We start from the raw sequence: 26,871 nt of genomic DNA, 5'->3' as shown, positions 1-26,871 counted from the left end.
GCCGGCCCCGAAGGGAAGCGTCCGTCGTCACGCGCGCTTCCGATCCATCCACACGAGGGCCGCGGGCAGGACGATCACGGCGGCGAAGAGGCAGGTGACCTCGCCGATGACCGCGGCGACGCCCATGCTGCGCACGGCGAAGTTATTCGAGCGCACGAGCGCCATGTACCCGAGCGCCGTGGTGAGGCTGCAAAGCACGACCGCGCCGCCCGTCTCGCGCACCGCGGCCATCGCGCCGCCCGTGCCCTCGCGGGTATACCGCTGCACGATGTTCACTGCGTAATCGACGCCGATGCCGAACGTGAGCGGCAATGCGATGAAGTTCAAGAAGTTCAGCTTGACCTTCATCACGACGAGCGCGAGCGCCATCCAGCCGATGCCGACGAGCAAGGCGGCGAGCACGTAGACCGAGGGGAGGCCGCGGCGGAAGGCGACGAGCACCGCGAGGACCGTGCCGAGGAGCGACAAGAGCACCGCGGGCGGGATGTCGTCGATGACGGCGGCCCACATGTCGGCATAAATGACCGCGCGGCCCGAGCCGAGGATCACGCTGCCGTCCGGCAAGACCGTGCGTCGATACGCGTTCGCCCAGCGGAAGAGGTAATGGGCGTCGTCGACGGTCTGGCCCTCGGTCGGGCTGATGTAGACGATGCGGCCGCGCGTGCCGTCGGTCTCGGTGAACGCACGCGCGAGGCCCGCCGGCAGGTCCTGGATGCCAAAGGGCTTCAGGTCGTCCGGGGGCAAGACCTCTTCGATCGTCTTCCAGTCCGCGTCCGGGAGGACGCCGCGGCGATGCGCCTTCAGGACCTTTTGCTTGATCTCTTCGAGGATCGGGATCTTCTCGGCCTGCGCCGCGGGGACGAAGTCCTGGAGCGCGTGGACCTTCTCGAAAGGTTTTTCCCCCGGGGGCGCGGCGTCGCGCTTCGCATAAAGCGCCTCGCGCAGAGGCTCGACCTGCTCGGGGCGGTCGACGAGGATGGCCATGCCGTCCGTGCCGACGTAGCCCGTGATCTGCTCGGCGAGCGTGCTCAGGCGAATCTCCTCGGCCCGCGCGCTCGCATCGGTGCGCAGGTTCCGGAGGTCGTATTCCATCGGATCGCTCTTCACGTAGAAGACCACAAAGGCGCCGCCGGCGAGGGCCACGGCGACGCCGAGGACCGTGAGCAAGCGCGGGGCGCGCTCGGCGAGGGCCGCGAACGGACGGCCAAACGCGAGCCCGCCCTGCGTGGCGCGCTGGATGCGGCCCCAGACGCCCTTGGCCTCGCGATCGAGCGGGAGGAGCCGCTCCATCCACGTGAGGATGCTCGGCAGGGCGAGGTAGGTCGCGATCCAGCAGAGGAGCATGCCAATGCCGCCAATGACGCCGAAATCGCGGAAGCCGCGGAACTCGGTGACGCCGAGCGAGCCATACGCCGCGCCGGCCGCGGCAGCCGCCGTGAGCGTGGGGCGAAAGGTCTCCCGGCGCGCGAGATCGAGCGCCTCGGCGAGCGGGACCTTGTCCCTGCGCGCTTCGAGGTACCGCGCCATGTAGATGATGCTGAAATTGATGCCGTTGCCCGCGACGATCGTGAAAAGAAAGCCCGTGGCCATGTTCAAATGGCCAATCAAGAGCTCGGTGGCGCCAAACGTCCACGCGACGCCAATGCCGATGGTGATCAGCATGGCGAAGAGCGTGCGGATGCGGAGGTAATAGAGGAACACGACGCCCGCGAGCAGCGCCGCCCCAAAGAGGCCGACCTCGGTGAGGTCCGCGTTGATCGCAGCAAACTCGGAGATGCCCGTCTGGAGGTCACCGCCGAAGCCATAGCGGATCTCGGGGTGGAACGAGGCAGGGTTCACCCGAGCGACAGCCTCACGGATGCGGCGCAAGGCCTCGCTGCCCCGCGCAAAATCGCTGCCAATGACCTTGGATCGGACGGCGACGACGAGCGTCTTGCCGTCCTTCGATTGGTAATAGCCGTCGGGGAAACGGTCGGGCGTGGCCTCGGTGCCGAGCTTGAAGCGCTTTTTGATGCTCTCGGCGTCGAGCGCCGGAGGCTCTTCGCTCTCATCGAGCAAGGTGCCCGTGGCCTTGTTGACCTCGTAAGCATACCGCGCCTCGATGTCGTCGCGCAGGCCTTCAAGGTCCTTCGTCTCCGCATAAAGGCCAGCGCGAGGCGAGAGGAAGGCGCGCGCCTCATGGACCCCATCCTCGACGCTGCCCACCCAGGGCGCGCCCACGGCCGCGAGGGCAGGCACAAGAGCATCCCCCGCCTGTCGAAGCGCCGTTGTGGGCGTGTTCGGGCCGCCTTCAAGGACGATGAAGAGCGTGGAGACGCCCGCCGTGCGCGCAGCGACCCGATTGAGCTCCTGCACACTCGGGCGAGAGGAGGGCAAGAGCGATTCGAACCCCGTCTGGATGGTGAGCCGCAACGCAAGGACCACCGAGACGACCGTGAGCGCCGCCGCGATGAGGAGCGGAACAAGTGGGCGTTCGAACTGCAAGCGGCCGAGCCGGTCAAACAGGCGCTCGGGCAAACGGCGGGAAGAAGGTGCGGCGCTCAGGGCAAACCTCGGAGAAGCGGAGGGAATTGTGGAAGCGCCCCCTATAGTGCAAACGAGGCGAGTCCTCACCCCCAAACCGCAGGGAAGCGCCGCCGCCGCCGGGGCGCCGCCCCGGACCCCGCGGGGGGCTGTCCGCCCCCTCGACCCCGGACCAGCGAGGCGCTGGACCCAGGGTTGAAAAACTGCGCGATGCGCAGTTTTTCAAGCAGGCCGAGGAAGGAGCCGGGGTGCCAGCCGAACCCGCAGCGCGGCGGTCTTGGTGGGCAGGGTCGTTGCTGGTCTTGAGCGGGCCTGTTCGATGAGCTGCGCGGAGCGCAGTTCATCGTCTGCGCCCACGCCTGCGTATGCGCGCCTGTCGCGACGCACCCGAGGAGCCATATCGAGATACCCAAAGCGACGAGCACGAGGAGCCAAAGCCGAACAAAAAACGTCCAAAAGCACTCGATTGCACGCCCCCGCCCCCGCGCGGCAAACGCCTCCCCCACGGATGCATCCCCAACCCCCGCCAAGGCACGCCATCCACCCGCGAAGGCACACCCTCTCCCCGCAAAGGCACGCCCATTCCCCCCCAAGGCAGACCCTCGACGTGTGACGGCACACGTCGAACCCATGGATGCAAGCATCGACCGCAGGAATGCAGCGCGCCGACGTGTAAATGCACACACTCGCCTCGCCGCGGCAGACGATGCCGTCACGCAGGCACAAGGCCGACCCGTGAAGGCACAGCCGCGCTACTGGTTCTGCTGGCGCCCCGGCTTCTTCGTCGGCCTGCTTGAAAAACTGCGCAGCGCGCAGTTTTTCAACCCTGGGTCCAGCGCCTCGCTGGTCCGGGGTCGAGGGGGCGGACAGCCCCCCGCGGGGACCGGGGCAGCGCCCCGGCGCTACGCCTCCTCCCTCCTCACCCCCGTGTCGCGCGATACAACATGTCGACGACCCTTGGCGCATGACCCACCAGCGGCGCGAGCAGCTCGAAGATGGGCGGGCGCAGGAGGAGACCGTGCAATGCGCCGGCGACGAGAAAGCGGGCTGTGAAGGCGCGGGAGAAGGCGCGGGTGTAGGCGTGGATGGGGTCGGGGGAGAAGGTGGCGAGGGCGGCGAGACGGCCGCTGCGGAGGGCGATGGCCATGCCGTCGCCTGTGAAGGAGGGGACGAGACGTGCGGCGTCGCCGGCGAAGAGCAGGGGGACGCCTGTTGTGGGGCAGGTGCGCGCGATGGCTTGGGGGCCGAAGCCGAAGCGGGCGAGGCCTCGGGGTTTTTGCGTGGGGGGGCCGAGGGCGGCGAGACGTTGGGCGAGGGCGGGGTGGTGGGTGGCGTGGGCTTCGAGGGTTTGCCAGTCGGGGCGCGTGTTGCCGTCGAGGAGCGCGCAGATGCCGATGCGACCGTCTTCGACGGGGTTTACGCCGATGTAGCCGCCGGGCACGAGGTAGAGCTCGACGTCGGCTTCGAGGGGCGTGGGCGCGCAGTAGGCTTTGAGGGCGACGAAGGTGGGGCGGTCGGCGCGGGCGCGTGGCAGGGCGAGGGGGGCGTCGAGCGGGGAGCGTTTGCCCATGGAGAGGACGAGGCCGCGGACGGCGCGCGCGCCGGCTTGGGTTTGGATTTCGAGGGTGCGTGGCGGCTTGGGGGCCAGCGCGCGGACGGGCGTGCGTTCGAGGACGGTCGCGCCGGCGTCTTGCGCGCGGCGGGCGAGGAAGGTTTCCAGGGCTGCGCGCGTCAGGCCGAGTGCGGGGCGGTCGGGGAGCGTGAGGTCGAGGCGCGCGCCGCCGGCGCCGAAGAGGGCCACGGTGCGCAGCGGCGCGGGTTTCAGCGCGGAGGTGAGATCGCCGCAGCCGAGGGCGTCGAGATCCTCTTCGGCTTCGGGGGAGAGGAACTCGCCGCAGACTTTGTCGCGGCCGATGACGCCGCTCTCCCAGACGACGACCTCGCGGCCGCGCTGGGCTGCTGCGATGGCCGCGGCGAGGCCTGCGATCCCGCCGCCGACGATCCCGAGCGGAGGCCTCTCGCTCATTGCCCGGCGGTGGTCTCCAGGAGGCCGATTTCTGCGCAGAAGCCTGGGCCGAATGCGGTGACGAGCCCGAGCGCGCCGGGCCCGAGCGGGCCCTCTTCGTGCAGGATTTGATCGAGCGCGACGAGCACGGTCACCGAGGACATGTTGCCGTGCTGCTCGAGTGTGTCCCAGCTCGTGCGCGTCACGCTCTTCGGGAGCCGCGCGTGATCTTCGAGCGCTTCGAGCACGCGCCGGCCGCCGGGGTGCACTGCGCCGAACGAGAGGTGGCTCGGGTCGGGCACGTCGAACCGGCGGAGCACCCGCGAGAAGAGGTCCGGCAGGCCGCGCTCGGCGAAGGCGACGACGTCGCGCGAGAGCTTGATCTTGAGCCCCTCCTCGCGGACTTCGAAGCCCATGAAGTGCTCGGTGCAGGCGAAGAGCTCGCGGAAGGTGTCGCGGACCCGGAGCGCCGGCGCCCTCGCGTCACGCCGCTCGGCTCGCTCGCCCGCGAGGATCACGGCGGCAGCGCCGTCGGCGAAGATCGCCGCGGAGACCAGGTTTTCCTCGCTTCGATCTTCGGGCAAGAAGGTGAGCGAGCAGAGCTCGACGCAGACCACGAGGGCGCGGGCCTCGGGGCGGCCGGCGAGCCATTCGTGCGCGATCGCGAGGGCCGCGGCGCCGCCCGCGCAGCCGTGCTGCGTGAGGTTGATGCGGCGGACGTTCGGCGAGAGCGAGAGCGCCGCGACGAGCGTCGCGTCCATCGCCGGAATCTGGAATCCCGTGCAGGAAGCCGTGATGACGAGGTCGATGCTGTCGCGCTCGTCTTCGGTCGTCCCCTCGGCGATGCGCCGGGCGAGCGCGCCGCAGGCGTCACGGACGGTCGTGCGGTAGAGTTCGTTTTTTGCGGCAAAGGAGCGGCCGACGGAGACGAGCTCCTCCGGGGTGATGACCATGTTGCGTCGCTCGACCGCGCTTCTCCGGAAGAGCTGGCGGGCGAGCCCGAGGGCGCGTCCATCGAGCCACCGGGGGAGCGCCTCGGAGAGCTCGACCTGGCTATACGAGCGCCCCGGAAAGAACGTCCACGTCTGTTCGATGATCGCCATTCAGGCGGGGAACAGCGGCAATTTTCGTGCGCGAGAGGCGCGTGGGCAGGGGGCGCACGGATCAGCCGCGGCGTCCGGGGCGGCGCCCTTCAACTGGTCGACGCACAATGCTGGTAACGGGTTATGGTCCGGCATAGACATGCACGGGAACCACCCCACGCGGAAGCCATCGCGCCGGGGCGCTGCCCCGGACCCCGCGGGGGGCTGTCCGCCCCCTCGACCCCGGACCAGGCACGGCCTGGACCGGTGATGGGAGAACTGCGCGGTGCGCAGTTCTCCCAACGGGCCGGTGGCAAGACCGTGGAGGTGGGGTTCAAGCTGGCGACGCGTACGCTGCCGGTTGAAACGTCAGCGCTGCCGTTTTGGCTGGCAGGGTCGCGACCGGTCTTGACCCGGCCTGTTCGATGAACTGCGCACCGCGCAGTTCATCGAGCTTGGGTCCAGCGCCTCGCTGGTCCGGGGTGGAGGGGGCGGACAGCCCCCTCCTGGGGCCTGGGGCAACGCCCCAGCGCAACGCCCCAGCGCAACGCCCCAGCGCTACGGCGTCGCCGCAGGCTTCGGGGCTTCGGGCGCGGACTGGGGCACCACGGCCTTCGGTGCTTCGACCTTTGGTGCCTCGGCTGGTTTGTCCTTCGTGCCGTCGGCCGGCTTCGCGGCGCCTGCGTCCGTGCCTGCGTCGCCGGCGTCGCCTGCGGCGTCGGGGGCGGCGTCGTCGGCGCCTGCGTCGGCGGGTTCGGCGGGCGGGGGGGGTTCGGGGGCGGCGGCGGGCTTTGGGGGTTCTTCGGTGGGGCGCTCGTCGGCCCAGCAGGCGGGGTTCGGGGGGGGCTGGAAGGTGAACGCGTGGGAGGCGCGGTCGCCTTTTTTCGTGACGAGGGTGTCGGTCTTGTAGACCTTGGCTTCGCCGCACTCGTAGGTCGTCAGGTCGCGCTCGGGGGCCTTGCCTGCGCGGAGTGGCACGGAGGCGCGCTCGTTGCTGCACTGGGACCACTCGACCTTGTACTCGGCGTCCTTGTCTGGGAGCACGAGCCGTACGCCGGGGTCTGCTTCGGCTCGTTTGCCGAGGAGAAGGACGCGCGCGACTTGATCGTCGCCGTCGAGCACGGTGATCCGGACTGGCTGACGCAGCCCGCCGCGCATCTTGTTGTTGGGGCCGCCGAGCGTGAAATGGGCGCAGACGGGCTCATTCGTGACGGCTGACGTGACTTGCACGTTGGAGCAGGCGGCGAGGGAGGCCGCGAGGAGTGCGGCGAGGGGGAACGCGGTGCGCGAGCGCAGGCTGGGGCGGATCACGGCGCGCAGCGTCGCCCCGGGGGGGGCCTTTCGTCAAGTCCGCCGCGTTTTTCGGACAGGGAGCTTTGTTTTTCCGAGGGCGAGCACGTGTTCGAAGTGCTCGGCTGAGACGGGGACGACGCTGAGGCGGGAGCGCTTGAGCAGGGCGATGTCGGTCAGGAACGGATCGCTCTTGATGACTTCGAGCTCGACGGGGGCTTTGAGGGCGATGACGGGCTCGATGTCGATGGCGCTCCAGTCTTCGCCTGAGGCGGTGGGATCTGGGTAGGCTTCGCGGGCGACGCGGGCGATCCCGACGACGGCCTTGCCTTCGTTCGAGTGATAGAAGAGCAGGAGATCGCCCTTCTTCATGGCGCGCAGGTTGTTTCGGGCTTCGTAGTTGCGCACGCCATCCCAGACGGCCCGCTTGTCGGCGAGGAGCTGGGCGAACGAGTATTTGTAGGGTTCGCTCTTGACGAGCCAGCAATGCATCTCCGTCGTCATCGGTTCGTCGGGACCATACAGCCCGACTCCCCGATCCCTCAACAGGAATCAGTCCGTGATGACGAGCGTCGTGTCGTCGGGGACGAGGCGGGAGAGCTCGTCGATTTCGGCGTCGTCGAGCGCGATGCAGCCGTGGGTCCAGTCGGATTGCTTGTGCACGCTGTTCCAGTCGCGCTGGCCGACGCCGTGGATGCCGATGCCAAAGCCGACGGTGCGGCCGGGCGGGACCTCGCCGCGGCGCTTCAGCTCGGCGAAGCGCGCGCGGTCCTCGTCGTTCGGGTAGGTCACGTTCAAGAACTGATGGAACAGGCCCTTGAAGCGGCCCTTCACGCGGTAGGTGCCGACGGGCGTGACCTTGTCGCCCTCGAAGCGCTTGGGGCCCGCGCCGCCGCTGCCGAGCGCGACCTTGTACGTCTTGATCACACGACCGCCTTGGGCGACGAGCTCGAGCCGGTGCTCGCTCTTGTCGACGCGGATGAGCGCGGCTGCTTCGACCTTGGGTTTGCCAGGCGCTCCGGCCGGCGCGCCGGGGAGCGGGGACGGGAGGAGGACCGTGGGGAGCAGGAGGAGCGCGAAGAGGGCGTTCATGCCCCGCTGTCGGGGATCCGGGGGCGATCGTGACGGCTGGGGCGCGCGAAAAAAAATCATTTTTTCGCCTGTCACACTCCGGGTACGTTCTCCGATGAGGGGGCGATGAGCGCTCCGATGCCCATGGACGAACCGAGGGTTTCCGAGCCGCTGGCGGATCCGGAGCTGCGGCGATTCTTGCTCGATTTCGTGCGCCGCCGGGTCTCGCCTGCGGACGCCGACGATATCGTCCAGACCGTCCTCTGCGAGGCGCTCATCGCGAAGAACCGCCCGGACGACGGCGCCGAGCTGCGCAAGTACCTGCTCGGGATCGCGCGGCACAAGGTCGCGGATGCGCATCGGCGCACGGCGCGCGAGGAGGTGCGGGATCCGCCCGAGCTCGTGGCGGGCCCGCCGCCGGTCGAGGAAGAGGCGCTCCTCCGCTGGGCCGAGCGTCAGGCGCCGGCGACCGAGGAGGCGAAAAAGACGCTCGCTTGGATGGCGCGGGAGGGCGAGGGCGAGAAGCTCGAGAGCATCGCCGAGGAGGAGCAGGTCCCGGCGGCGCGCGTGCGGCAACGCGTGTCGCGGATGCGGCGCTGGATGAAGGAGCGGTGGCTCGCGGAGCTCGCGGCCGTGGCGGCGCTCGTGGTCCTCGCGGTGGTGTTGTGGCGCGTGGCGCGGGATGCCGAGGATCCGGAGGCGATCTTGCCGCTGCCGGATCGGGTGCCGGCGCCGTTGGATACGCCGCTCGACAGGGCGCGGGCGCTCCGGGCGGACGCGCTCTGGTGGTGCGAGCGCGGGTCGTATCGTATCTGCGTGGAGGAGCTCGATGCGGCGCGGCAGCTTGATCCGAAGGGGGATGAGGCGCCGGAGGTGCAAGCGGCGCGCGAGCGGGCGCGGCGGGCGCTCACGGTGCCGCCGACGCCCACGACGACGCCGCGCGACACCAAGGACGTGAAGGGCGAGAGAAACGAGGACGCGCCGGCGCCGAAGAAGGTCGCGCCGGCGCCGAAGCCGGTGCCGACGGGCGTGAAGCCGAAGCTCGATCCGGAGCTTCTGGATCGGGGCACCGAGAACGAGAAGGCGAAGCCCTCGAAGATGCAGAAGAAGGGGGACGTCGACTTCCTGAAGAAGTGAGCCAGGGCCCGTTTTCACGTGCCTTAAGCCTTTGGAGGGGTCTTGTCCGGCGAAACCCGCGGGGCTTGGGCCTTGCTTGCCAAGCTTTCGGCCCTCCTGTACGCTGGCCGAGACGAGGAGTGATCGGTAGCGTTGCGGCGGCGGTGCGGCTGGAGCGATCTGGATGAAGAACCTGGCCTTCCAGAAAGTGGGCGACTACTTCGTCCTCGTCCACAACGCCATGGCGCCCACCGAAGAGGAGTGGGACGAATGGATGCTGCACTACACGTATGAGTCCATTCTCATCGTAACGGACGGGGGAGCGCCGACGGCCTCGCAACGGAAGCGCTTGAAAATGCGCGTCGATGAGCTGCGCGCCTCACCGAGCTACGTGCCGAACAAGAAAGAGCCGAAGGTGGCGACCGTCACTGCGTCGTCGTTCGTCCGCGGCGTGCTCACGGCGCTCCGGTGGTTTTACCACGATGCGTATGCGGCTTTTCCGCCGGATCATATCAATCAGGCGCTCATGTATCTCGACGTTCCGCCGCGATATCACATTGCGATGAGGACCGCGGTCCAGACGCTGCGCATGCAGCTCAAGAAGGCCAAGGGCGCGGGGCCGTCGAAGACGATGCCGGACGAGGGCTGACGAAGCGGAGATTCCAACGACCAGGGGACGAACCCTGGGGCCGGTTGGTGGTGACAATTACACGGTAGCGCGTGACGACGGCCTTGACGCTGTCGGGGCCGTTCGATAAAAACGGGTGTTGGTCCGTGGCTCGAACGCGTGGGAACGCGCTCCGGCCACGACGAATGTCGGACCCGAGGTTGGGGTCCGAGGCTTTTCGTCGCCCGAACGTGAGACCGCTGGAGGCATCGCACCTTGCTTGACGCGAAGAGTCGGCGCTTCCGTGCTTCGATGGCTCCCCGAGGGGGTGAGGGGTGAGCAGCGAACGGGCGCCGGGCGCAGGCGGTGAGCCACGATCCGCCGCGACCCCGGAGTCGCCGGCACCGCCAAGCGTCAATCCGTTGTCGGACGGACCGTCGTCGGTGCGATTTCCGCGGCTGACCGCGGATGGGCGCGCGGCGCTCAATATGCTGGACGAGGACCGGCGGAGCGAGCCGCCGCCGTCGGTGCGGTTTTCGCGCGCAATGCCGGCGTCGTGGGGCCCGCCGCGCGACGAGGACCATTTGAGCGAGCCGCCGCCGTCGGTGCGATTTCCGCGGTCCATGCCGGAGGCGCGGCACTCGTCGTGGGGGCCGCCGCGCGATGACGAGCATTTGAGCGAGCCGCCGCCGTCGGTGCGATTTCCGCGATCCATGCCGGAGGCGCGGCACTCGTCGTGGGGGCCGCCGCGCGATGACGAGCATTTGAGCGAGCCGCCGCCGTCGCTCCGGTTCCCGCGGCCGCTCTCGGGTCCGCCGCTCTCGGCGCCGCCGGTCGGCCTGCTCCGCGAGGAGGAGGGGCTCGCGGAGCCGCCGCCGTCGCTCCGGTTCCCGCGGTCGATCGCGCCGTCGGCGTCGGCGTCGGAGCGCGCGCCGGGGCGCGACGACGAGGTGCTCTCCGAGGGCCCGGCGTCGGTGCGGTTCCCGCGCCTGACGGCGGAAGGGCGCGCGGCGCTCGGGATGCGCGAGGACGAGCCGCTCGGGGAGATTCCGGGGTCGGTGCGGTTCCCGTCGCGGCGCCTGTCGGACATGCGGCCGCCGCGGCCCTCGGAGGCGCCGCGCTCGGCCGATTACACGGAGAGCCCGCCCTCGGTCCGGTTCCGGCGGGTGAGCGGCGAGGCGGGGCCGGGCTACCGGCTGCGCGAGGGGGCGTGCGCGGTCGCGCTGCTCACCGAGGGGCGCTGGATCCTGCCGGCGTCCGTGGTGCGGCTCTCGCCCTCGGCGGTGTGGTTTTCCCCGGGCGACGGGCTGATCCCGCGGCTCGGCGGGCGCGTGACGGCGTACATGCTCTCGGGCAAGGGCGCGGTCGGGCCCGTCGAGGGCGTGGTGGTGTCGATCGAGCCTTCGGGGCCGCAGGGGAACGTGCTCGTCAGCGTGCAGTTCGAGCGCGTCACGCAGGAGCTCGGCCGGAAGATCCTCGGCCTTCTGCAGGAGCTTTACGTCATCGGGCACGCGGAGCTCGCGCGGAGCCTGTCGCGCGTCCGCGAGCAGATCGACGATCCGGGCCGGGTGCGGGCGATCCTGCGCGCGCTGATTCACGCGGGCAGCGAGGGGCTCCTCGTGGGGGCGGACGTGCCGGTCAAGGCCGAGAAGATCGAGGCGCGCGAGGAGACGCGGCTCGTGTGGCGCTCGGCGCGCGGCTGGGGCTCGCCGCCGTACATCATCGACCTCGGCGGGTACAACTCGATTCACCGGATTCACCTCGACAAGGCCGAGTTCGAGGCCGATGGGCGCGTGACGACGCCGATGCCGACGCGGATCGAGCGGGTGCGGCACCGCTGGTTCCGGCGCTGCAAGGTGCAGCGCCCGGTCACGGCGTCGTTCAAGCACCCGATATGGCCCGAGGTGGTCGTGTCCGGGCGGCCAGTGCTCGACGTCTCGTTCGCGGGCTTGTGCTTCGAGGTCGACGCCGACCGGGATCTCGTGTTTCCGGGCCTGGAGATGCCCGACATCGAGGTGTGCGTCGGGGACGAGGCGCCGCTGCACATGCACGGCGAGGTGCGGTACGTGCTCCCGGCGCGCAATGGGGCGAAGGCGCGCTGCGGGCTCAAGGTGGCGCCGCGGACGTCGAAGGACGAGGGGCCCTGGATGCGGCTCGTGAGCCAGGAGCTCCACGAAAAGACGCTCGGCGGGTCGGAGACGCCGGAGTCGATGTGGAGCCTGCTCCAGCAATCGGGTTATTTCAATTTGTCCGGTAAAACGCCGGACCAGTTCGAGCCGCTGAAGAAGACGTTCCTCGAGTTCGGCGCGCGGGCGGCGGCGGCCCCGCGGATCATCTGCCAGGCCGTGTGGCCCTCGGAGCGCGGGATCGAGGCCTCGCTCTCGGTGGCCAAGATTTACAGCGGGAGCTGGCTCATCCACCAGCTCGCCAAGCGCCCGGGCAAGGCGCCCGGCGTCGCGCACGTGCGGCAGATCCTGCGCGACATTTATCTGCGGGCATTCGAGTATCCGCAGCTCGATCCGGCCTTCACCTGGGCGCTCGCGTATATCGACGGCGAGGTGCCCTGGTCGATGGCGCACCTCGATTTCGCGCGGCCCTACGTGGACCAGGGGCTCGCGGCGATCCGGCCGTTCCGGCTGCTCGAAGCGCAATCGGCCGGGACGAGCGAGGCGATTTCGGGCGAGCGATTCGACGTCGGGCCCGCGGCGCCTTTCGAGATCGCGTGGCTGGTCGACGAGCTCGGCAAGACGCATACGGCGGCGCTGCTCGACGCGCTCGATCTCGTGCCGGACCGGGTGGAGCTCGGGGAGACGGCGCGGCTCTGGAAAGAAGCGGGGATGGGGCGCGAGCGCGTGTTCTTCACGGCGCGGCGCGCGGGCGTGCCCGTGGCGGCGGCGATCGTGGAGACGGGCGAGACGGGGACGAATCTGTTCCGGCTGCTCGATTGCGTGCGCCTGTACGAGTTCGGGCGCGGCGGCAGGGCCGCGTTCGTCCCGCTGATCGAAGAGGCGCGACAGTTTTATCGCAATCGGGGCAAATCGAGCTTCGTGTACATGCACGAGCACCCGGACGGGGAGCATATCGAGCGCTGCAAGATGCTGGATCTCGGGCCGGGCAATTGCTGGGCGATAGCGGCGCAGATCCTCCCGGAGTTTTTGGAGCACGTCTACGAGCTCACGGCCATCGGTCGTTACAAGCCGAAGCAGGGGAAGGAATGAAGCTCGCCGAGCGGCTCGCGGCGCTGGCCGCGGGCGTGGACCAGGGGACGTACCAGCCGGCGCTGTTCTCGCTCGCCGATGCGTGGGATCGCCGGAAGGTCGAGGCGCTCGTCGTCGCGGGAGAGGTCCGCGAGGTGCACGATCGGTACGTCGATCAGCTCGCCGAGCTCTGCGCGACGCGTTCGCCCAAGCAGAAGCTGCGCGGCGAGGCGCTCGACGAGGCGGTGCGCGCGGCGCTCGGGGACGGTCCGCCGGAGGAGCGCGGGACCTGGGTCCATTACCCGTGGAGCGGGCGGCTCGTGCACGTGCTCGGCGAGGCCGACTACCGCGAGCTGCGTTTTTCGCGCAATCGATACAAGATCACGCCCGACGAGCAGGCCGCGCTCCGGGACAAGCGGATCGGCGTCGTGGGGCTCTCCGTGGGGCAGGCGAGCGCGGTGACGCTCGCGCTCGAAGGCGTGGGGGGGCTGCTGCGGCTCGCGGATTTCGACGAGCTCGCGCTCTCCAACATGAACCGCCTGCGCGCCGGGGTGCACGAGATTGGCGTGCACAAGTGCGTGATCGCGGCGCGCGCCATCGCGGAGATCGACCCGTTTTTGCGGGTCGAGGTGAGCCGAACGGGGGTCACCGAGGAGAACGTCGAGGCGTTCCTGACCGAGGGCGGCAAGCTCGATCTCCTGATCGAGGAGTGCGACGACCTTTATACGAAGGTGTTTCTGCGCGAGCGGGCGCGGGCGCACGGGATCCCGGTCCTGATGGAGACGAACGATCGGGGGATGCTCGACGTCGAGCGCTTCGATCGGGAGCCGGATCGGCCCGTGCTGCATTCGCTCTTGCGGGGGCTCTCGGCGGCGGAGCTCAAGGGGCTGACGCAGGCGCAGAAGGTGGCCATCGTGCTCCGGATCCTCGGTCCGGACGCGCTCAAGGGCCGGCTCGGGGCGTCGCTGCTCGAAGTCGAGGAGACGACGACGTCATGGCCGCAGCTCGCCTCGGGGACGATGCTCGGCGGCGCGGTGTCGACCGACGCGGCGCGGCGTGTGCTCCTCGGCGAGTTGACGCGATCGGGGCGTTATTTCGTGGACCTCGACGCCATCGTGAAGGACGGGCGCGAGGCGGAGGTGCAGGTCGACGCGGCGCTGGAGGAGGCGTTCGTCCGCAAGCCGCTGCCGTCGCCGGAGGCGCCGCCGCTCGCGCGGCCGGCCGACAAGCGCACGGTGACGCGGGAGGACGTGCGCCGGCTCGTGGGGTTCGGCGTGCTCGCGCCGTCGGGCGGGAACGCGCAGCCGTGGAGGTTCGTCGCGAAGGGCGGGCGGGTGCGGTGCAAGGTGTCGCCGGACGGCGGGCGGACGCTGAACGATTTCCAGCACGCGGCGAGCTTCGTGGCGCTCGGCGCGGCCGTGGAGAACATGGTCCTCGCCGCGCCCGCGATGGGCCTGTCGGCCGAGGTCGCCCTGGCGCCGGACGCGAAGGATCCGCTCGCGGCGTGTGACGTGGTGTTCCGCGTGGACGACGCGTCGTACGCGGTGGATCCGCTCTGCGCGGTGCTCGGCGCGCGCTGCACGAACCGCAAGCTCGGCACGGGGGCGCCACTCTCGGAGCGGGCGGCGGCGGGGCTCGTGGAGGCGGCGGAGGCGCGCGGGGGCAAGCTCCTGCTCGCGACCGATCGGGCGGCGGTCGCCGAGGTGGGGGAGATCCTCGGGCAGGCCGATCGGATGATGTTCCTGTCGCGCAAGCACAACGAGGAGATGGGCGCGGAGCTGCGGTGGACCGAGGAGGAGATCCTGCGGACGCGTGACGGGCTCGACGTGCTCACGCTCGACGTGGCGGCCTCCGATCTCGCGGCGGTGCGGCTCGCGACCACGTGGAAGGCCGTGGAGTTCACGGCGAAGATGGGCGGCGGCGGCGCGCTCGTGAAGTCGGCGCGGCGCGCGCTCGGGTCGTCGTCCGCGGTCGGGCTCGTGGTGTTTCCGGGCACGGCGTCGCACTCGTACTTCGAGGGCGGGCGGGCGCTCGAGCGCGTGTGGCTGGAGGCGACGGCGCGAGGGATCGCGATCCAGCCGTGGTCGGCGATGCTGTATCTGTTCGCGCGGCTCGAGCGCGGCGCAGGCAAGGGGCTCGAGCCCAAGGTGCGTGATCGGCTCGGCGAGCTGCGGCAGCGGTTCTTGCGGGTGTTCGACGTGCCCGCGGGGCACGCGGAGATCCTCCTGTTCCGGCTCTCGAAGGCGGATCCGCCGACGGCGCGGTCGCTCCGGAAGCCGGTCGAGGACGTGCTCTCCTTCGGTTAGTCCGCGATCGGCCAGCGCAGGCGCAGGATCTCGGGGGCGATGCGGCGGAGCTCGGCGCGCAGGGACGTGGCCGTCATGCGTTGCTCCGGGTTGTGGCGCAGGCACTGGAACAGGAACATGCCCACCGAGGCGAGGCGGCCCTGCGAGAGGCGGCGGATCTTCGGGGGCAGGCCGTCGTGCGTCAGGTGCGCCGAGATCAGCGCGACGTCGCTCGGCCCGTCGAAGAGCGTGTCGCCGGTGAGCGCCTCGTAGGCGAGGCAGCCGAAGCTGTAGATGTCGGCCGTGAGCGGCGTCGCGGTCGCGCCCTCGGGCACGACGTCCCAGACCTCGGGCGCGCCGTAGTTCGCGGTGGCGCAGCCGGGCCGGATGTGCCGGCCGGCGAGGCCGAAGTCGACGAGCACGGGACCCTTGCCGCCGCGGAGGATGATGTTCGAGGGCTTGACGTCGAGGTGGCCGATGCGGACCGAGTGCATCGCTTCGAGGCCCGCGAGCACGCCGTCGAGCAGGGCGAGCGCGGTCTGGATCGTGAGGCTCCGGCTGTCGATGAGCTGATCGCCGCGCACGCCCTCGATGAGCTCCATCACGAGGATCGGCTTCGGCCGCGCGCCGGCGTCGAACGTGACGAAGCGCGGCAGGTTCGCGTGGTCGGGAAGCGAGAGCAGCGCGCCGGCCTCGTCGCGGAAGAGCTTCAAGAACTCGGCCTCGGAGACGCTGCGTGCGGCCGTGGCGTCGTAGTCGGGTACTTTGAGGGCAAACCGTTCGGCGTGCGGGTCGTGGCGCTCCTCGGCGCGCGTGACGACGAAGACCGTGCCGACCGCGCCGCCGCCGAGCCTGCGGTGGACGAAGTAGCCGCCGATGGTGCGGCGCGGCGGGAGCCATGCGGGCAGGGGGAGGTCGGTCGTGGGCAGGTCGTCGGGCTCGCTCGCGGCGCCGCCGGCGCGCTGGCCGGGCAGGGCGCAGAGGCGCGGCAGGACGAGCGACGCGAGGACGGCGATCGGGGCCGGGACGGAGGCGCGGGCGGCCTCGACGAGTTTTTCGATCGCGCCCTGGAGCTCGGGCGTGGCGCCGCCTTCGCGGGCCATGCCGGCCGCGAGCGCGAGGGCGTGGGCGCCGAGGAGCGTGGAGTGCGGGGCCTCGTCGCTCTCGCCGTCGCCGAAGCGGCGCCGCGCCGAGGCGGTGAGGCGCGCGAGCGCGACGAGCGCGTCTTCGAGGGAGACGAGGGGAGAGCCTTCCTTCGTGGCGGACTCGGCGAGCGGAGCGAGGGCGCGCGCGGCGCGGACGGCGTCGAGGCCACGGGCGAGGCGGGCGAGGGCGGTGCGCAAGGCCTCGGTGCGCTGCGAGGTGCCCTGCGGGAGCTCGGCGACGAGGGCCTCGAGCGCGGCGAGGGCGGCGTCCATGCGCTCCTCGGCGCCGCGCTCGGCCGTGGCGGCGTTGATCGCGTCGGTAAAGCGGGAGTGGCAGGCGAGGAGCTTTCGGACGTCGGGGTGGACGCTCGCCTCGGCGAGGATCGCGAGCGTCTCGGGATCGCCGCTCCGCATGCACGCGAAGAGCAGGACGTCGGCGGCGTCGGCGGCGTGGGTGCGCACGAGCGCGTCGAAGGCGCGGGCGACGGTGGCGACGACGGCACGGCGGAGGGGAGATCCGGGCTCAGCGGTGAGGCGCTTCGAGAGCACGTCGCACGTGTCGAGCAGGCGGCGCTTGCCGCGGCCACGGGCGGCGTCGCCGTCGCTGTCGCCGTCGGTGCTCTCGCCGTCGACGACGTGGAGCAGGGCGCGGAGGTTTCGCTGGTGGAACGTGGCGTGCGGGGGCGTGCCCTCGGGCGGGGATTGGGCCTCGACGCGGAGCAGCCAGCGGGTGATGCGATCGTCGAGCGTGTCGAGGCCTTGCGCGGCGCCGTCGGTGCCGGAGCCACGTCGTTCGAGCAGGAGCAGGCTGCGGAGCGCGCCGGACTCGTACAGGTTCGAATCGAGCTCGCGGACGAGGCGAGCCGCGGCGCGGCGGGAGAGGTTCGTCTGCGGGAGGCCGGGCGGCAGGGCGCTCGGTTTGACGGGGAGGCCGCCGCGCGTCGAGGGCGTGGGGCTTGCGCCTGCGTCGAGGGCGTCGAGGGCGTCGAGCGTGCTCGCGGCGAGGTCGAGGGCGGCGAGGGAGCGGGCGTGGGCTTCGCGCGAGCCTCCTTCGACGAACGCGTCGACGGCGCTGCGCACGGTGGCGCCGAGCTCGGAGGGCTCGCGTCCTTCGAGGTCGCGAAGGATGCTCTGGCCGAGGGCCGTGAGGCCATCGTCGGTCTGCGGGGCGGCGAGGCTGACGGCGAGCGCTTGGACACACGCGGCGCGGGCGCGCATGCCGAACGCGGGGCCGAGCTCCAGGCGGAGATCGGCGACGCTGTCGGCGACGGCGATCGGGTGGGCCGCGGTGATCGTTTCGAGCAGCGCTTCGGCGGCCTCGGGCTCGGCGTCGGCGGCGCGGGGCAGGCCCCAGACCATGGCGATGGCGAGGCCGGGATCTTCGCGCAGCAGGCCCGAGGCGAGGAGATCACGGCTCGTGGCGAGGTTGTTCTCGGGGTCGACCGCGATGCTCGCGACGAGCGAGGTCGCGGCGCGGCGCCACTCGGTGGGCGTGAGGTTCGGCGCGAGGTGTTTCCGGATCTCGCGCTCGAGTTCGGGAAGCGCGCCGGAGAGCAAGCCACGCGCGGCGGCGACGTGACGCCAGACGAGCGTCTCGCGATCGGCGAGGAGCAGGTGGTAGGCCTCGAGGACGACGTCGGGCGCGGTGGCGCGGCTCGACGAGGCGGGCGCGTCGGCGTTGAGGCCGCGGAAGAGGCGCAAGGCGTCGTCGTCGCCCTGGCTCGCGCGGCGCACGGCCTCGCGGGCGGCGCGTTCGAGCAGGCGCGCGGCGAGGCGGCGCTCGGGGAGCGAGCCGGTGGACGCGGTACCGACCCAGTCGCGTGCGAGGTCGCGGCGCGAGACGAGCGCGAGCGCGAGCGGATCGACGGGGACGTCGACGCTGCCCGGGAGCTGCAAGGCGAGGGCGATCCGCGCGCGCACGGGCGCGCCGGCGAGGGCGCGGGCGCTGCCGAGGGCCATGCGCGTGGCGAGCGCGACGAACGTGGCGGCGCTGCCGTCGTAGAGCTGGGCGAGGACGCGGCGGCCGATCTCGCGCCGCTCCGGGCCGAGGGGGAGGGCGCCGGTGATCTCGTAGAGCGCGACGGCGGCGGCCGCGGGCGCGAGCCAGCCGAGGTCGTCGAAGAGCCCATCGGCGAGCGCGACGCGGATGCCCGCGAGCAGGGCCTCGGCGGACAAGCCGTCGAGCGGCGGGGGGCCGTCGAGCGAGGCCTCGATCGCGAGCGAGGCGATGCTCTGCCGGAAGACGCTGCGGCGCGCGCTGCGATCTTCGTACCTGTGGAGCTCGAGCAGTCCGTCGAGGAATTCGGCGCGCGCGCGCAAGGGGGTGCCTCTAGCCTTCGATGATTCCCTGGAACGACGGGCGTGGGCAACGTTTTTACCATCTTCTTCTCGTGGGGCAGGATTTCGTGCGCTTGCGAGGCGGCCTTTCGTTTGCGAGGGTGCGGACATGTCGAAGGACCCGAGCGGGGCGCGGGCGCGGCTCGAAGCGATGTCGGTGGGGTTTCGCGCGAGGTACGTGACGTACGACGAGCTCACGCGGCAGGTGCGGGCCTGGGCGGAAGGGTTTCCGGAGATCGTGCGGCTCCAGAGCCTCGGCAAGACGCCGGAGGGGCGCGACATCTGGCTGCTCGCGATCGGCCGTGATCCGGACGGCGACGGGCCCGCGGCGTGGGTGGACGGCAACATGCACGCGGTCGAGCTCGCCGGGTCGAGCGTGGCCCTCGCCATCGCCGAGGACGTGATTCGGAACCTGGTTTGTCCGACTGAACCCTTGCACGATCTGCCCGCGCACCTGGGGGCGCTCTTGCGGCAGGACGTGGTGTTTTACGTGCTGCCGCGCATGTGCCCGGACGGCGCGGAGAGCGTGCTCTGCACGGGCGGCTACGTGCGATCGAACCCGCGCGACGATCGGCTCGGCCGGGGCGCGCCGTTCTGGAAGATCGGGGACGTCGACGGCGACGGGATCGCGCTCTCGATGCGGCGGCTCGATCCGGCCGGGGATTTCGTCGGTTCGCCGGAGGATCCAAACCTCATGCTCCCGCGGCGCGTCGAGGACGCGGGGCCGTTTTACGCGGTCTATCCCGAGGGCATGATCGAGCACTGGGACGGTTTTTTGATCCCGGCGCCGGACTATCTCTCGGACAACGCGGTCGACATGAACCGCAACTTTCCCTACGGCTGGGCGCCGGAGCCGCACCAGAAGGGCGCGGGCGCGTACGCCACGAGCGAGCCCGAGTCGCGCGCGGTCGTCGCGTTCACCTCGAAGCACCCGAACATCTTCGCGTGGGTGAACCTGCACTGCTTCGGCGGCGTGTACATCCGCCCATCGGGGGAGAAGCCCGATAGCCGCATGGATCCCACGGATCTCACGCTCTACCGGATGCTCGGGCAGTGGGCCGAGGACCTCGCCGGTTACCCCATGGTGAGCGGCTTCGAGGAGTTCCTCTACGAACCCAACAAACCTCTCTGCGGCGATCTCAGCGCCTACGCGTACACGCAGCGTGGCGCGGTCTCGATGGTGTGCGAGTTGTGGGACTTCTGGAAGCAGGTCGGCTTGCCGGTGCTTCGTCCGTTCGTCTGGAACTACGAGCGGCGCACGCGGGAGGACACGCTTCGCATGGCCGCGTGGGATCGCGAGCACAACCAGAAGCGAATCATCGGCGCGTGGCGGCCCTTCGTGCACCCGCAGCTCGGGCCGGTCGAGATCGGCGGGCATGATCCGCGCTTCGGCATCTGGAACCCGCCGCCGGAGCGGCTCGGCGAGCTCTGCGAGCGGCAGTCGCGTTTCTTCCTGCGCCTCGCCTCGCTCTCGCCGCGGCCGCGGCTCGTGGACGTGCGGGCCACGCGGATCGAAGGGGATCTGTGGGAGGTCTCGGCCGTCGTCGAGAACCTCGGCTTCCTGCCGACGTTCGTGCTCTCGTCGGCGAAGAGCTTGCCTTGGAACGATGTGGTGCGCGCGCGGATCTCGGTCGGCGAGGGCGTGACGCTCGTGTCGGGCGAACACGAGGCGGTGGTGGGGCACCTCGAAGGCTGGGGCGCGGTGGATCCGATGAGCTCGCCCGGGTTTCCGCGGACGGGTGGTGGTCCGCGCCGCGGGCGCGTGCGCTGGATCGTGCGGGGGCGCGGGGGGATCACGATCCACGCGGGCTCGCCGCGCGTGGGCAAAGTGGAAGCGCGCCTGGAAGTGGGATAAAGCAGGCTCGGCCGCCGCCAGAGTTCGGTCGGGCCGGCTGTGGAGGGTGTTTCGTGATGTCGAGGTCACTCCTGGGGTTGCCGCTCGCCGGCCTGCTCGCTTTTTCGCTTCTAGCGTGTGAGTCCAAGGACACCGCGCCGGTGCCCGCGCCGGAGAAGGTCGACGAGGCAAAGGCGAAGGCGGATGCGCCGAAGCCCGAGGCGAAAGCGGAGCCGAAGGCCGAGGCCGAAGCGAAGCCCGAGGAGGCGCCGAAGCCCGAGGCGGAGGCGAAAGCGGAGGCCCCGAAGGACGAGCCCAAGGCCGACGAGAAGGCGAAGTCGGAGCCGAAGGAAGAAGCGAAGGCGGCGGCGCCGAAGGGCGACACGAAGCCCGCGGCCGACGTGGCCGCGAAGACCTCGGTGCCCGACGCGCCGAACGGGATTTTGCCCAAGGGCGTCGCGGACAAACTCGTCCCGACAGGTGGGCGGCCGGTCGTGCGGCTGCTCGTGGCGGGCGGCGAGCCGCGAACGGCTGCGTCCTACGCGCTCGTGAAGGGCACGTCGAAGCCGCTGCGCATGGGCATGGCGCTCGAGATGGCGATGAGCGCGGCGGGCATGAACCTGCCGCCCACGAAGATGCCGCGCATGGTCATGACGTTCGACTTCTCGACCGGCGACAAGAAGGGGAACGACTGGCCGATCGAGGGCACGTTGAAGGACGTCGCGGTCGAGTCGCAGGGGGCGGGGCAGGACAAGATCGCCGAGGCGCTGCGCCCGCAGCTCGAGCCGATCAAGGGGCTCGGGATGCGGTACTTCGTCGACGAGAAGGGCCGCGTGCACGACGTGACCATGAGCATGCCGAAGGCCGTGCCGCAGGCGGCGCAGCAGATGATGACGGGCATGACGCAGTCGATCGAGTCGATGATGGCGCCGCTGCCGGACGAGCCCGTGGGCGCCGGCGCGAAGTGGGAGGTGCTCGGCCGGCTCACGGCGAACGGCGCGGATCTCCTGCAGGTCTCGACGTTCACGTTGAAGGAGCGCAAGGGCGACGTGCTCACGCTGGACGTCGCGGTGAAGCAGCTCGCGGCGAAGGATACGGTGACGCCGCCGGGCATGCCCCCGGGCGCGTCGGCGCGGCTCGTCGCGTTCAAGTCGCAGGGCAGCGGCACGAGCGTGCTCGACACGACGGACGTCGCGCCGACGGGCGGCTCGATGACCGTGAAGAGCGCGATGACGCTCGAGGTGCAGATCAGCGCAGGCGGCAAGACCGAGAAACAAAACACCTCGGTCGACACGAGCGTGACCGTGTCGTATTCGCGGCCCGGCGCGAAGTGATCGGGGAGGTAGGCGCATGAGCGACGAGGCGGGGCGCGCGCTGGATCTCGGCGCGTTTCGGGCCGCGTACGGCCGGTTCTTGACGGACGAGCGCGTGCTGCTCACGGGCCACTCGCACCAGGCGTGGCCCGACGTGGCGCGCGCCGCGATGATCGAGGCGTTCGACGACGCCGCGCGGCTCGTGGACGACAAGTGGTACCGCGCGGTCTTCCCGAAGATGGAGTCCGTCGGGCGCCGCATCCTCGGGCGCCTCGGCTTCGACGAGGGGGACGCGATTTCCTTCGGCAAGAGCACGCACGAGCTCGTCACGCGGCTGCTCTCGTGTTTCCCGCTCGCCTCAGCGCCGTGCGTGGTCACGACGCGGTCGGAGTTTCATTCGTTGCACCGCCAACTATCCAGGCTCGCGGAGGACGGCCTGCGGGTCACGTGGGTCGACACGGCGGATCGCGAGAGCCTCGTGGATCGTTTCCTCGAAGCGATCGTGCCCGGCACGAGCCTCGTCGCGCTCTCGGCCGTGCTCTTCGAGGACGCGTTCGTCGTGCCGCGGATCGGCGAGATCGTGGCGCGCGCGGTGGAGGTCGGCGCCGTCCCGCTCGTCGATGCGTACCACGGGTTCAACGTGGTCCCGATCGCGTGGGGACCCGCGAAGGACGCGCTCTTCGTGACGGCCGGCGGCTACAAGTACGCGCAACTAGGGGAGGGGATCTGCTTCTTGCGGTTCCCCGCCACCACGAAACTTCGGCCGGCGGACACCGGCTGGTTCGCGGATTTTTCGGCGCTCGAGGGGGATCGCACGGAGACCGTGGGGTACGGGCCGGGCGGCGCGCGGTTCTCGGGCGCGACGTTTGATGCCACGCCGGTCTACCGCGCCGATGCCGTGCTCCAGCACTGGGACAGGTTCGGGCTCGACGTCCCGTCGCTCCGCGCGATCTCCCTGCGGCAAACGCGCCGTATCCTCGCGAAGCTCGACGAGGCGGGGATCACGGAGCACGTGGCCTCGTCCCGCGTGGACGAGCGGCGCGGCGCTTTCGTGGCCGTACGATCGCCGGGCGCCGGGCGTGTCGTCGATCGGCTCCGCGCGCGCGGGATCTTCGTCGATTCACGCGGCGACCTCGTGCGCATCGGCCCCGCGCCTTACCTCACGGACGACGAGATCGATCACGGCACGCTCGCCGTCGCCGAGGAGATTCGCCGGGAGGTCGCGTCGTCGTGAGCCGCATCTACGTTCCTCAGCTCGATGATGCGCTCGTCGCCGAGGCGGCGCGGCAGACGCACGTGATCTGGTCGGGCGGCCGCTCGGTCGACGCGCACATCGAGGCCCAGCGCGCGCAGCTTCGCCGCGCCGGACCAGCGATCCTGCGGTACACGGGCCTGCTTGACGACACGGGGCGGCTCGTCGCGGGCATCAAGCGGTACGGCCTGTCCGTGAGCGTTCCTGGCGGCGGCAAGGCCCCGGGCGTGGGCATCGGCGCGGTCTTTACGCGGCCCGACGCGCGCGGGACCGGCGCCGCGAGCGAGCTGCTTCGCGCCGTGCTCGACGAAGCGCGCGCGGACGGCGTCGCGCTCGCGTTGCTCTTTTCGGACATCGATCCCGGCTTCTACGAGCGGCTCGGCTTCGTCGCATTGCCCGCGCTCGAGCACACGACGATCACTTCTGCGCTCCCCGCCGCGACCTCGCTCGACGTGCGCCCTTCCACGCCCGAGGACGAGCCCTGGATGCTCGACACGTACGACGCGTCCTGGGATCCGTCGTTCGTGCGGCCCGCGCGCACGCTCGAGATCCTGCGCTACTTCCGCTTCCGCAACCACGGCGATCTCGGCTGGATCCTGCGCCGCGACGGGCGCGATGTCGGGTACGTGCTCGCCGCGCTCCACGGCGGCAACCGTGACGACGGCGCCGAACCGCCGCCCCGCACGTTGTGGGTCGACGAGTGGGCCGCGCCCGGGATCCCGCGGGAGGACGTCCTCGGCGCCCTCCGGCGGATCGCGCTCACCGAGGGCGCGGCGCACGTCGCGAGCTGGCTGCCCCCGCCCCTCGAAGGCGAACCGTTCGTCGCAAGAAACCGCCCCACGGCCATCGCGATGGTGCTTGCACTCGGCGAGGGTTTTCCCATGATCGATCCCGGAAAAACGTTCTTCGGGTCCTTGGATCACTTCTGATCCAGCCCTTGCAACGGGTCGTGGTTTCGGTACAGTTGTTGAACATGATTTTCATCTTCGCCCGTCTCCGGTCGCTCGTGGCGCTGCTCGCGGCGGCGCTGGTGGTCGTGGCAGCGCCCCTCGCGAGGGCGGACTACGGCGATCCGCCCGAGGTCGAAGCGCAGCGCCTCGTGCACGTGCTCGGCTACGTGGGCGCGGACTACGGCGGCGCCGTGGACCACGGCGCGATCACGAACCAGGGCGAGTACGACGAGCAGCTCTCGCTGCTCGACGACGGCGCGAAGATCGCCGGGAGGATCCAGCCCGCGCTGCCTGCCGATGCGCCGCGCGTGGATCTGCCTTCGCTCGTCGGCAAGGTGCGCACGCTCGTCGACAAGAAGGCGCCCGCGAGCGAGGTGACGGCGGCGACGCTCGACGCGCGCACGGCGATCCTCGGCGCGTTCCGCCTCGCGGAGGCGCCCGCGGCGGCCCCGAACGCGGAGCGAGGCCGGGCCATCTTCCAGAAGCACTGCACCGAGTGCCACGGCGAGCAAGGTCGCGGCGACACGCCGAAGGCCGCGACGCTGAACCCGCGGCCCGCGAATTTCTGGGATCCGGACGTGGCGGACGGCATGACGCCTTTCCGCGTCGCGAGCACCGTGCGCTTCGGCGTGCAGGGCACCGCGATGGTGCCGTTCTCGCAGCTCAGCGAGGCTGAGCGGTGGGACGTCGCGTTCTACGTCGTCTCGTTGCGCCACACGGAGGCGCCCGCAGACGGCTCGCCGACGTACGCGCTCGGGGAGCTCGCGACCCGCTCGGATGGATCGCTGCGGGAGGAGCTGCTCTCCGCGGGCATCGCGCAGGATCGTGTGTCTGCGACGCTCGCGGACCTTCGCAAGCGCGCGCCGTACGAGGATCGCGCGGCCCGCTCGCCGCTCGCGCTCGCGCGGGCGAAGCTCGATCGGGCGCGCGTCGCGCTCCAGCGCGGCGATCGTGAGGGCGCGAAGGGGCAGATCATCGACAGCTACCTTGAAGGCGTCGAGCCAGTCGAGGCGCAGCTCAAGTCGATGGACGCCGGCGTCGTGGCGCGGATCGAGGATCACTACATGGGCCTGCGAGCCGCGCTCGATCGCGGCGAGACGCCGGCCGAGCTCAACGCTTCGATCAGCCGCACGCTCGCGGAGCTCACGGCGGCCGAGTCGCGGCTCAAGGAAGGCGCGAAGCGGACGAGCTTCGTGTCCACGGCGATCTCGAGCGGCGGCATCGTCGTGCGCGAGGGCGTCGAGGCGGCGCTGCTCGTCGCGGCGCTGCTCGGCCTCGCGGCGCAAGCGGGCCACGGGGACAAGAAGCGGTATGTCCACGCGGGGTGGGCCGTGGCGATCGTCCTCGGCATGCTCACGTTCCTCCTCTCGCTCCGGCTCGTCACGATCTCGGGCGCGAAGCGCGAGCTCATCGAGGGCGTCACGGCCCTGCTCGCGACGGCCGTGCTCTTCTACGTGAGCTACTCGCTGCTCGCGAAGCGCGAGGTCCAGCGCTGGATGCGCTTCCTCAAGGAGCACATCTCGCCCCGCAAGGCGGCGCTCTCGCTCTTCGGCGTCTCGTTCCTCGCCGCCTACCGCGAGGCGTTCGAGACCGTCCTCTTCTACCAGGCCCTGCTCGCGTCCGACGCGTCATCGCTCGCGGCCGTCGTGGGCGCAGCCGTCGGCGCGGTCGTGCTCGTGATCATCGTGTCCGCGTACACCCGGGCCGGACGTTTCGCGCCGCCGCAGGTCTTCTTCCGCATCTCGAGCTACTTGCTCTACGGCCTTGCGGTCGTGTTCATCGGTCAGGGCCTCTCGGCGTTGCAGATGGCGGGCGTCGTGCCGGCGCACCGCGTCGGCCTGCCGAGCGTGCCCGTCGTCGGCTTCTACCCGACGCTGGAGACGATCACCGCGCAGCTCATTCTCCTCGCGCTCGCGGTGGGCGCGTACGTCTGGAACAAGCGTTCGCCCGCAGCCGGCCCCCCGCCGCGCGGCGCCACGCCCGCGCCGGCGAAGGGCTAGAACGCGACCCGGTGAACCGCCGGGGCCCCCGGGTGCAAGAGCCGGAGGCCTCGGCGGGCCACGTCCTCGGCGTTCGCGGCGGCCTCCGAGAGATCCCACTCCAGATACATCTTGTCCCCGTCGAAGCAGCCGAAGCTCGTCGACACGCAGAGCATCGGCTCGCGATCGATCGCGTAGCCCGTCCGCGCGACGTCGTGGCCGTACACGGCGACACGCGCGTTCGGGTGTATGGCGCGCAGGAAGGCCCAGGCGCGCTCGGACGAGGTCGTCCGAGCCCAAAGCAATGCCCCGAGCGTCCCGCGCGCGGCCATCTCTTCGAGCGTCAGGCCTGTACAGCCGTCGAGCGACAGGTTCTCGAGATCGTCGCGGCTCTGGATGCGCGCGTGCGGCGCAGCGTGCAGCATGACGAGCTGAGCCTTCGGGGCCACCGCGACGAACGGCCACGTACGGAACCAGGCGCGCATCGCCAGCGTGCCCTCGTCGCCGAGCAGCTCCTCGAGCCGCATCGCTTCGTCCGGGAAGAACTTCGCGACGATCGGGCCGCCCACGTGCGCGTGCTCGTGGTTGCCGAGCAGATAGTGAACACGCCCCGGGTACCTGTTTTGCAGGTCCCGCGCTCGTTCGAGCACCTCCGGCGAGTCGCCCTCGTAGTAGCTGCCGAGGTAGTCAGGCCAATCCATCTCGGCGAGCTCGGGCCCGTGTACCAGGTCGCCTGTGACGACCAGGACGGCCCCGTCGGGCTCGCGGGCGGCGCGTTCGAAAATGGCAGCAATACGCTCGAAGTCGTCCACGTGACCCTGCAGGTCCGTGGCGACGATGAGCTTGCCGCGTTCTGGAAGCACGACGACGCGTCGCACAGCGGGC

The 26,871-nt window shown here is 70.7% G+C and carries 17 protein-coding genes; 9 read left to right on the top strand and 8 right to left on the bottom strand.

Going from position 1 to position 26,871, the window contains the following annotated elements; all coding sequences use genetic code 11:
• Window positions 1-27 precede the first annotated feature (27 nt).
• The 6 genes from E8A74_RS21040 to E8A74_RS21010 all read right to left on the bottom strand — a co-directional run bounded on the left by E8A74_RS21040 (window position 28) and on the right by E8A74_RS21010 (window position 7,992).
• On the bottom strand, window positions 28-2,484 hold the full coding sequence (locus tag E8A74_RS21040) for an efflux RND transporter permease subunit (RefSeq protein WP_170229258.1): 2,457 nt from the start codon (window positions 2,482-2,484) through the stop codon (window positions 28-30).
• Window positions 2,485-3,442: 958 nt separating this feature from the next.
• On the bottom strand, window positions 3,443-4,549 hold the full coding sequence (locus E8A74_RS55550) for an NAD(P)/FAD-dependent oxidoreductase (RefSeq protein WP_136930898.1): 1,107 nt from the start codon (window positions 4,547-4,549) through the stop codon (window positions 3,443-3,445).
• Entirely contained in the window at window positions 4,546-5,631 is a 1,086-nt protein-coding gene (locus E8A74_RS21030; protein ID WP_136930830.1) for a 3-oxoacyl-[acyl-carrier-protein] synthase III C-terminal domain-containing protein, read from the bottom strand. The genes E8A74_RS55550 and E8A74_RS21030 overlap by 4 nt, the downstream gene beginning before the upstream one ends.
• Window positions 5,632-6,168: 537 nt before the next feature.
• Window positions 6,169-6,921: a hypothetical protein gene (locus tag E8A74_RS52485; RefSeq protein WP_170229257.1), complete on the bottom strand. Its 753-nt coding sequence runs from the start codon at window positions 6,919-6,921 to the stop codon at window positions 6,169-6,171.
• Window positions 6,922-6,954: 33 nt separating this feature from the next.
• On the bottom strand, window positions 6,955-7,392 hold the full coding sequence (locus tag E8A74_RS21015; protein WP_136930897.1) for an EVE domain-containing protein: 438 nt from the start codon (window positions 7,390-7,392) through the stop codon (window positions 6,955-6,957).
• Between the two features lie 60 nt (window positions 7,393-7,452).
• Window positions 7,453-7,992 (bottom strand): L,D-transpeptidase family protein, encoded by a 540-nt coding sequence (locus E8A74_RS21010; RefSeq protein WP_170229256.1) that lies wholly within the window; start codon window positions 7,990-7,992, stop codon window positions 7,453-7,455.
• 123 nt (window positions 7,993-8,115) lie between these two features.
• Between E8A74_RS21010 and E8A74_RS21005 the strand changes: the two genes are divergently transcribed.
• The 4 genes from E8A74_RS21005 to E8A74_RS20990 all read left to right on the top strand — a co-directional run bounded on the left by E8A74_RS21005 (window position 8,116) and on the right by E8A74_RS20990 (window position 15,197).
• Window positions 8,116-9,108: an RNA polymerase sigma factor gene (locus tag E8A74_RS21005; RefSeq protein ID WP_136930826.1), complete on the top strand. Its 993-nt coding sequence runs from the start codon at window positions 8,116-8,118 to the stop codon at window positions 9,106-9,108.
• A gap of 163 nt (window positions 9,109-9,271) precedes the next feature.
• On the top strand, window positions 9,272-9,736 hold the full coding sequence (locus tag E8A74_RS21000; RefSeq protein ID WP_136930825.1) for a hypothetical protein: 465 nt from the start codon (window positions 9,272-9,274) through the stop codon (window positions 9,734-9,736).
• A gap of 401 nt (window positions 9,737-10,137) precedes the next feature.
• Window positions 10,138-12,912, top strand: coding sequence for a hypothetical protein (locus E8A74_RS20995; protein ID WP_136930824.1), 2,775 nt, complete (start codon window positions 10,138-10,140; stop codon window positions 12,910-12,912).
• Window positions 12,909-15,197 carry an Rv1355c family protein gene (locus E8A74_RS20990; RefSeq protein ID WP_136930823.1) on the top strand — a complete coding sequence of 763 codons (2,289 nt, stop codon included), beginning with the start codon at window positions 12,909-12,911 and terminating at the stop codon, window positions 15,195-15,197. The genes E8A74_RS20995 and E8A74_RS20990 overlap by 4 nt, the downstream gene beginning before the upstream one ends.
• On the opposite strand, the gene E8A74_RS20985 is transcribed toward E8A74_RS20990, so the two are convergent.
• Window positions 15,194-18,640, bottom strand: coding sequence for a serine/threonine-protein kinase (locus tag E8A74_RS20985; RefSeq protein WP_136930822.1), 3,447 nt, complete (start codon window positions 18,638-18,640; stop codon window positions 15,194-15,196). The two genes, E8A74_RS20990 and E8A74_RS20985, sit on opposite strands and share 4 nt — an antisense overlap.
• Window positions 18,641-18,767: 127 nt before the next feature.
• On the opposite strand from E8A74_RS20985, the gene E8A74_RS20980 reads away from it, so the two are divergent.
• Genes E8A74_RS20980 through E8A74_RS20960 form a run of 5 tightly spaced genes read left to right on the top strand, consistent with a single transcriptional unit; the run spans window position 18,768 to window position 26,007 of the window.
• Window positions 18,768-20,513, top strand: a complete 1,746-nt coding sequence (locus E8A74_RS20980; RefSeq protein WP_136930821.1) for a M14 family metallopeptidase — start codon at window positions 18,768-18,770, stop codon at window positions 20,511-20,513.
• 53 nt (window positions 20,514-20,566) lie between these two features.
• The gene (locus E8A74_RS20975; protein WP_170229255.1) at window positions 20,567-21,826 is read left to right on the top strand and encodes a hypothetical protein; all 1,260 of its coding nucleotides are present in this window, start codon (window positions 20,567-20,569) and stop codon (window positions 21,824-21,826) included.
• A 16-nt stretch (window positions 21,827-21,842) separates the two neighbouring features.
• Window positions 21,843-23,039: a kynureninase/PvdN C-terminal domain-containing protein gene (locus tag E8A74_RS20970; RefSeq protein WP_136930819.1), complete on the top strand. Its 1,197-nt coding sequence runs from the start codon at window positions 21,843-21,845 to the stop codon at window positions 23,037-23,039.
• A complete protein-coding gene (locus E8A74_RS20965; protein ID WP_136930818.1) occupies window positions 23,036-23,986 on the top strand; it encodes a GNAT family N-acetyltransferase in 951 nt (316 codons plus the stop codon). Before E8A74_RS20970 ends, E8A74_RS20965 begins: the two co-directional genes overlap by 4 nt.
• 44 nt (window positions 23,987-24,030) lie before the next feature.
• The gene (locus E8A74_RS20960; RefSeq protein ID WP_136930817.1) at window positions 24,031-26,007 is read left to right on the top strand and encodes an FTR1 family protein; all 1,977 of its coding nucleotides are present in this window, start codon (window positions 24,031-24,033) and stop codon (window positions 26,005-26,007) included.
• On the opposite strand, the gene E8A74_RS20955 is transcribed toward E8A74_RS20960, so the two are convergent.
• Window positions 26,004-26,864 carry a metallophosphoesterase gene (locus E8A74_RS20955; protein WP_136930816.1) on the bottom strand — a complete coding sequence of 287 codons (861 nt, stop codon included), beginning with the start codon at window positions 26,862-26,864 and terminating at the stop codon, window positions 26,004-26,006. The two genes, E8A74_RS20960 and E8A74_RS20955, sit on opposite strands and share 4 nt — an antisense overlap.
• Between the last annotated feature and the right edge of the window lie 7 nt (window positions 26,865-26,871).

The organism is Polyangium fumosum (genome assembly GCF_005144585.1).
Lineage (GTDB): Bacteria > Myxococcota_A > Polyangia > Polyangiales > Polyangiaceae > Polyangium > Polyangium fumosum.
This window is presented reverse-complemented; position numbering and strand designations above follow the sequence as displayed.